Here is a 7,450-nt window from a genome sequence, read left to right as displayed (position 1 = left end):
ATGATGCGCGGGTTGCCCGGCTCGGCGCGGTTGGAGCGGCCCCGGTCCAGGTATTCGCCGGTGATGCCGATCACGCCTTTTTCGCCCAGGCGCACGCCGCAGTAGGCCGAGGCCAGGTAGTTCTTGCCGTCGCCCACCGAGTACTGGCTGTAGCCGGCCACCGCCTCGCAGCCGAGGCTCTTCTTCAGGCCGATGTCGAGCACGCCGGCGATGGCGTCCGAGCCGTACTGGGCGGCGGCGCCGTCGCGCAGCACCTGCACGTCCTTGATGGCCAGCATCGGGATGGCGTTCATGTCGGTGCCGGTGTTGCCACGGTTGCGCGCGCCGAACAGGTTGACCAGGGCCGTGGTGTGGCGGCGCTTGCCGTTCACCAGCACCAGGGTCTGGTCGGAACCGAGGCCGCGCAGGGCGGCCGAGTCGACCAGGTCGGCGCCGTCGGCGCCGGTCTGGCGGGTCGAGTTGAACGACGGGGAGATGTTGGTCAGGGTCTGGGCCAGGTCGAAATTGCCGCCCGATTCGGCCGCCTTGTTCAAGGGGATCACGTCGACCGGCACCGTGGTGTCGGTGGCGGAACTGACGGCGCGGCGCGAGCCGACCACGCTGATGGTCTGGATGTCGCCGCTGGCGCTCTGGGCCTGGGCGGCCGGACTCAGGCCGGACAGGGCCGCGCCCCCGTACAGACTGAACAGGACCGCGCGGCGCAAAATGGTGGGGGTAGGCATGGTGTCTCCGTATTGTTGTCTGCATGAGCCGGTGCATGCGTGTCTTGTCGTGTGGGACGGCTGGGCCGGCGCCGGGCCGGGCGGCGAATTTGCCACGGTTTCCGGCGCTCCGGTCAGTTGATTATTCGGCAGCAATTGCGGGGCATCAATGGAAATGTTTTCCTCGCCATATTCCGGATTGGAATGAGCGAGCGTGGCCCGGCGCGGCGGACGCGCGCGGCCATCCGGGCGGACCCGCTTGTAGGAAAGTAGCAACAGGGGGAGGGCGGGCCTCAGTCGGCCGCCGCCGCCCGTTCCCGTTCGTGCTGCTCCAGCAGCCAGCGCTTGAAGGTGATCACGCCGGGCAGGCCGGCCTTGCGCTTGGGGTAGATCAGGTAATAGGCGCTGTCGGACTGCTGCTCGGGCGGGAACAGTTCGACCAGCGCCTGGCGCTTGATCTCGTCGGCCACGAACATGGCCGGCAGCAGGCCGATACCCAGCCCGGCCTTGGCCGCCTCGACCGCCATCGAGAACAGCTCGAAGTGCAGGCCCTGTTCCTTGGGCGGGGCCGCGATGCCATGGGCGTCGAACCAGTTGGGCCAGCTGTCCGAGCGCGAGGTCTGGTGCAGCAGGGTGCAGGCCGTCAGCGCGGCCATGTCGGCCGGGCGGCCGTGGCGTTCGATGAAGCCGGGGCTGCACACGGGCACCAGGGTTTCACTTGACAACCTGTGGTGCTCGCACTGGGGCCAGCCGGGGCGGCCGAACACGATGCCGGCGTCGATGCCGGTGCCGCCGAAATCGACCCGGCTCAGCTGGATCTTCAGGTTCAGCGTCAGGCCGGGGTGGGCTTCGTACAGCAGCGGCAGGCGCGGCACCAGCCACTTGGTGGCGAAGGTGGGAAACACGGCCAGATTGAGCACGCCGCCGCCGTCGCGCGAGGCCAGCACCTCCTGCATCACGCCTTCCAGCTCGTCGAGGCAGGGCGGCAGGCGGGTCCACAGCAGTTCGGCGGCGGCCGTGGGCACCAGCCCGCTGGCCTGGCGCTCGAACAGCGGTTGCTCGAAATACGCTTCCAGCGCCAGGATCTTCTTGCTGACGGCGCTCTGGGTCAGGGCCAGCGCGTTGGCGGCGGCGCTGATGTTTTGCAGCTTGTACACCATTTCGAAGGCGTGCAGGGCGGACAGGGAGGGCAGATTGAGGCGCATGGTGTGGGCACATTCTTATGGTGAAACAGTCTCTGCCGCCATTGTCCCGCATCCGGGTCGAAATGGGTATTCTCAAATGGAATAGGGTGTCGAAATCATTTCGCTTGTGGGTCTTCCGGCCCGTGTCGAATAATCGGCCCATTTCATCCTTCGCGGCAGTGCTGCTTTATTCACCATGAACACCCTCGACTACCTCCTGACCTCCTGCATCGGCGCCGCCGCCACCGCCCGCATGACCCGCTTGATGCACGTGCCGGCCGAATTTTCCGACGCGCCCGGCAACGGCGACGCCACCGTGGCCGTGACGCGCGCCGAAATCGCCTACGCCATGAACGTGCTGCTGTTCCGCGACCTGCTCGAGCGCGTCCCCGAAGGCAAGGCCTACTCGGAGGACGCCGTCGCCAGCGGCCGCCGCGTGTTCTTCGACCATGGCGCCGTGCGCTCGGTGAAGATCGCCGCCAACGGCCAGCTGCCATGCGGCGAGGCGGCCATCACCCGCTTCCTGGCGCCGCTCGGCTACCGCCTGAACGAGAACTACCCGCTGCCGCGCCTGAAGATGATGGGCCGCGCCTACGTGCACGCCGACCTGCCGGAGGACATTCCCCAGTTCTTCGTGAGCGAACTGGAAGTGGAGCGCTTCTCGCCCGAGTTCCAGGCCGCCGTGGGCCGCGTGGTGGCCAGCTCGGTCGACCCGCTGGACGCGCGCGACCTGGCCCTGCTGAAGGAACTGGAAGCGCAGCGCAGCCTGCCGCTGGCCGATGCCGTGGCGCTGCTGCAGTCGCTGGTGCGCTGCTTCGCCCGTCAGCACGAGGTGCCGGCGCTGGACGACTACGAACTGCTGCTCAAGGAATCGCAGGAGATGGCGTGGATCGCCACCGAGGGCAACGCCTTCAACCACGTGACCGACCGCGTGCCCGACCTGTACGCACTGTCGGCCGAACAGCAGCAGCTGGGCCGCTCGATCAAGCCCGCCATCGAGGAGGCCGCGCGCGGCACCATGCGCCAGACGGCCTACCGCGCGGCCCAGGTGGAGCGCGTGTTCCGCACCGCGAACGGCTGTGTGGTGCGCCGCGTGCCCGGCTCGTTCTACGAATTCATCTCGCGCGACCGCGTGCGCAACGCCGACGGCGAGGAGGTGCTGGACCTGGGCTTCGACAGCAGCAACGCCACCGCCATCTTCAAGATGACGTCGGCCGACGGCGCCGCGCCGGCGATGGCGAAGGCGGCATGAGCGGCATGAGCGGCACGCTGCTCGCCGAGCTGGACGGCCTGCTGGGCCAGGCCGGCATGCTGACGGCCGGCGCCGACTGCGCGCCCTACGTGCAGGGCGCGCGCTACGGCCAGGGCGCGGCGGTGGCCGTGCTGCGGCCGGCCACGCCGGAACAGGCCGAGGCGGCGCTGTCGCTGCTGCACGCGCACGGCGCGCCGTTCGTGCTGCAGGGCGCGAACACGGGCCTGGTGGCGGCGGCCACGCCGGACGCCAGCGGGCGCCAGTTCGTGTTCAGCCTGGACCGGCTCAAGGACGGCATCGCCATCGACGCCGACGAGCGCACGGCCACTGTGGGCGCCGGCGTGCGGCTGTCGGAACTGAACGAGGCGGCGGCGGCCATGGGCCTGTGCTTCCCGATCGACCTGTCGGCCGACCCCACCATCGGTGGCATGATCGCCTCCAACACGGGCGGCGCGCGGCTGATCAAGTACGGCGACGTGCGCGCCAACCTGTGCGCGGTGGACGCCTGGCTGCCCGAGCGCGGCGGCATGCTGCGTTTTGGCAGCGCGCTGCGCAAAAATAACACCGGGGTCGATTTCAAGCAGCTGTTGTGCGGTACGGGCGGCGCGTTCGGCGTGATCCTGCGCGCCACCGTGCGCCTGCATCCGCTGCCCGCGCAGCGCGCCACGGCGCTGGTGGTGCCGGCGTCGAGCGCGGCGGTCATGCCGCTGCTGGCCGCGCTGGAGCGCGATCTGCCCGAATTCATCGCCTCGGTCGAAGGCATGTCGCAGCAGGCCATGCAGGCCGTGTTCCGCAACGTGCCGTCGGTGCGCAATCCCTTCCCGGGCGGGCAGGTGCCGCCGTATGCGCTGCTGGTCGAGTTGAGCACCTCGCTGCCGGCGCGCGCGCTGGCGCTGGACGCGGTGCTGCAGGACGCGCTGGGCGCGCTGATGGAGCAGGAACTGCTGGCCGACGCGCTGTTCGGCGACCAGGACATGCTGTGGAGCCTGCGGCACGGCATCAGCGACGCGCTGCGCCACGAGGGCCGCGTGATCGCGTTCGACATCGCTCTGCCGCGCAAGCACTGGGCGCCGTTCCGCGAATGGGGCGAACAATGGCTGGCCGCGTCCTACCCCGGCGTGCGCATCTGCGACTTCGGCCACGTGGCCGACGGCGGTTTGCACTACAACCTGGTGGCGCCCAAGGAAGGACCGCAGGCGCTGGACGACGAGGCCATCGCCGCCTTGCGCACCACCTTGCTGGACGCGGTGGTGCGGCGGTACGACGGCAGCTTCAGCGCCGAACATGGCATCGGTCCGTACAACCGGGCCTACTACCAGCGCTACACGCCGGCGCCGGTGCGCCGGCTGGCCGGCGAACTGCAGGCGGCCCTGATGCCGGCGCTGCAGTGGCGCAACGTGCAATTCAACTGACGGGACAGTCAGGCAGCAGGCGCGTGGCCGTCCGGCCGCGCGCGATATGGAGACAGGACGATGTTCTATGCAAGCGTTTGCCCGACAACTGTGCCGCACCAAACCCGTCGCCACCGAAGCTGCGGCTGGTCCCGGCCCTGAACGCTCGGCCCATGGCCTGGGCCGCACGCTGGGACTGTTCCCGCTGACCATGATCGGCGTGGGCGCCACCATCGGCACCGGCATCTTCTTCACGCTGGTGGAGGCCGTGCCCAAGGCCGGGCCGTCCGTGATCCTGGCCTTCCTGCTGGCGGCGCTCACGGCCGGCCTGACGGCCTTGTGCTACGCGGAGCTGTCGTTCCGCATCCCGGCCGCCGGCTCGTCGTACTCGTTCGCCTACGCCACGGTGGGCGAATTCGCCGCCTTCATCATGGCCGCCTGCCTGCTGCTCGAATACGGGCTGGCCGCCAGCGCCACGGCGATCGGCTGGTCGGACTACCTGAACAACTTCCTCGTCAACGCCTGCGGCTGGCACATCCCGGCCGCGCTGCGCTCGCCCATGTTCGCCTCCGGCCCGCACGGCACGGAATTCCATCCGGGCGCCATCAACCTGCCGCCCATGATCCTGGTGGTCATGTGCGGCTACCTGCTGTTGCGCGGCACGAAGGAGTCGGCCACGGCCAACGCGGTGCTGGTGCTGGTCAAGCTGGCCATCATCATCTTCTTCGTCGTGATCGCGTTCTCTGGCTTCGACGCGGCCAATTTCCATCCCTTCTTCAACGCCGACAACAGCAAGGGCTACGCGGGCATGGCCGGCGTGACGGCCGCCGCCGGCACCGTGTTCTTCTCCTTCATCGGCATCGACACCATCGCCACGGCGGGCGAGGAGGTGAGGAACCCCAAGCGCAACGTCCCCATCGGCATCCTGGCGGCGCTGGTCATCGTCACCGTGTTCTACCTGCTGGTGGCGGTGGCCGCCGTGGGCGCGCAGCCGGCCCGCATGTTCGACGGCCAGGAGGCGGGGCTGGCCGTGATCGTGCAGAACGTGACGGGCAAGGCGTGGCCGGCGCTGGTGCTGTCGGCCGGCGCCGTGTTGTCCGTGTTCTCCGTCACGCTGGTGACGATCTATGGCCAGACCCGCATCCTGTTCGCCATCTCCTGCGACGGCCTGATCCCGAAGACGTTCCAGAAGGTCCACCCGCGCACGCTGGCGCCCGTCAACAACACGCTGATCGTGTGCCTGGCGGTGGGCTTGACGGCCGGCCTGGTGGACGCGACCTTCCTGTGGGACATGGTGAGCATGGGCACGCTGACGGCCTTCATCGTGGTGGCCGTCGCCGTGCCGGTTATGCGGCGCAAGGGCATCGGCGCCGATGTCGACGGTTTCCGCGTGCCGTTCGGCCCCTACCTGGTGCCGGCGCTGAGCGTCGTGGCCTGTCTGTTCATCATGAAGGATTTGTCGGCGGCCACCTTCCACGTGTTCTTCGTCTGGATGGGCGTGGCGGTGGCAGCCTATTTCGCATACGGCTTGCGCAATTCGCGGCTGCACGTGGCGCTGCCCGAACGGGTGTAAGCAACGCGATGGCGTCAGTCGCGGCTGGCGGCCCGGCGCCGCCAGGCCGGTTCGCACAGCACGCGCGCGATCACCGCGTCCGGCACACCGAGCGCCGCCATGAAGCTGGCCGCCGCGCGCACACCCGACACTTCCTTGAGCGCGATGCCGGCATCGACCACCTTCTCGGTGTTGTTCTTGGGCATTTGTGGTTTTTCAGTGGACATGGCTGTTCTCCGCCAAAATCCATTGTAGTGGAACCGCGTTTTCTTTGAGTCCGCGCAATTCAAGCGTGCGTGCCCATGCGTGAGCGCGGGTGGCGTTCTGCCTGCTCCATCGGAGTGAATCTGCACCGCCATATGGCCCTATAATGTCCAGCGATGCGGGGACTATCGATGGTCGTCTCGGGAGGGGAGATGAGAAAGCGCCTGTTGCTGCTGTGTGCATGCCTGATGCTGGTGTCGCCTTTTCCTGGCGCCGCGGCGCGTGAACTCAACATCGTCTTCATCCCCAAGGCCCGCGACCAGGACTTCTGGATTTTCATGCGCCAGGGTGTCGACCAGGCCGTGCGCGAAGCGGGCAAGGGCAACGTGAGGCTGACCTGGCGCGGCCCCGCCAACAACGACGACACCGATTCCCAGATCCAGATCCTCGGCGTGTACACCAGGCCGGGCGTGGACGCCATCATCGTCGTGCCGACCGACCGCCTGCGGCTGGTGGAGCCGGTGAGGAAGGCGACGGCGCTGGGCATCAAGATCATCGTGGTCGATTCCGCGCTGGCCGACAAGACGCCGCTCAACTTCATCAGCACCGACAATCATGCCGCCGGACGGTTGGCCGCCGAACGCCTGGCCGGCCAGCTGGCCGGCCCCGCCACGGTGGCGGTGCTGCGCACGGTGGCGGGCAGCGCCTCCACCGACGAGCGGGCCGAGGGATTCCTAGAATACCTCAGGAAATTCGCGCCGCGCATCAGCGTGGTGGCCGACGAGTACGGTGGCGGCACGCGCGGCAAGGTTTTCCGCAACGCGCTGACGATGCTGGAAAGACTGCCCCAGCTGGACGGCATCTTTGCCGTGAATGAGTCGTCCAGCGATGGCGTGCTGCGCGCACTGCGCCAGTCCGGCCTGGCCGGCAAAAGGAAATTCGTCGGTTTCGACACCACCGACTTCCTGCTCGATGGCCTGAAGAAGGGCGAGATCAATAGCCTCATTATCCAGAATCCGCGCCAGATGGGCTACCTGGGCATGAAGGCCGCCATCGCGGCGGCGCGGGGTGCGGCCGTCAAAGACAGCACCATCTTCACCGAGGCCGTGGCGGTGACACTGGAGAACCTCGATAAGCCGGAAATCCGCAGCCTGCTGACGCCTTGA

At 68.2% G+C, this 7,450-nt stretch carries 7 protein-coding genes; 4 read left to right on the top strand and 3 right to left on the bottom strand.

The features are described from left to right. A partial coding sequence (locus AC1RQG_RS23115) for a TonB-dependent receptor plug domain-containing protein (protein WP_493134932.1) occupies positions 1 to 722 on the bottom strand: 722 nt, incomplete at its 3' end. A gap of 272 nt (positions 723 to 994) precedes the next feature. Beyond that, positions 995 to 1,906, bottom strand: coding sequence for a LysR family transcriptional regulator (locus AC1RQG_RS23110; protein WP_493134930.1), 912 nt, complete (start codon positions 1,904 to 1,906; stop codon positions 995 to 997). Positions 1,907 to 2,081: 175 nt separating this feature from the next. Between AC1RQG_RS23110 and AC1RQG_RS23105 the strand changes: the two genes are divergently transcribed. The 3 genes from AC1RQG_RS23105 (at position 2,082) to AC1RQG_RS23095 (ending at position 6,101) form a co-directional block, all read left to right on the top strand. After that, positions 2,082 to 3,137 (top strand): DUF1338 domain-containing protein, encoded by a 1,056-nt coding sequence (locus AC1RQG_RS23105; RefSeq protein ID WP_493134928.1) that lies wholly within the window; start codon positions 2,082 to 2,084, stop codon positions 3,135 to 3,137. Further along, positions 3,134 to 4,549, top strand: coding sequence for an FAD-binding oxidoreductase (locus tag AC1RQG_RS23100; protein ID WP_493134926.1), 1,416 nt, complete (start codon positions 3,134 to 3,136; stop codon positions 4,547 to 4,549). Before AC1RQG_RS23105 ends, AC1RQG_RS23100 begins: the two co-directional genes overlap by 4 nt. Before the next feature lie 67 nt (positions 4,550 to 4,616). Further along, positions 4,617 to 6,101 carry an APC family permease gene (locus tag AC1RQG_RS23095; protein WP_493134924.1) on the top strand — a complete coding sequence of 495 codons (1,485 nt, stop codon included), beginning with the start codon at positions 4,617 to 4,619 and terminating at the stop codon, positions 6,099 to 6,101. A 14-nt stretch (positions 6,102 to 6,115) separates the two neighbouring features. On the opposite strand, the gene AC1RQG_RS23090 is transcribed toward AC1RQG_RS23095, so the two are convergent. Continuing rightward, positions 6,116 to 6,307: a hypothetical protein gene (locus AC1RQG_RS23090; RefSeq protein ID WP_493134922.1), complete on the bottom strand. Its 192-nt coding sequence runs from the start codon at positions 6,305 to 6,307 to the stop codon at positions 6,116 to 6,118. Between the two features lie 189 nt (positions 6,308 to 6,496). On the opposite strand from AC1RQG_RS23090, the gene AC1RQG_RS23085 reads away from it, so the two are divergent. Continuing rightward, a complete protein-coding gene (locus AC1RQG_RS23085) occupies positions 6,497 to 7,450 on the top strand; it encodes an ABC transporter substrate-binding protein (RefSeq protein ID WP_493134921.1) in 954 nt (317 codons plus the stop codon).

This window comes from Rugamonas sp. GW822-FHT03B10, from assembly GCF_058801745.1.
This window is presented reverse-complemented; position numbering and strand designations above follow the sequence as displayed.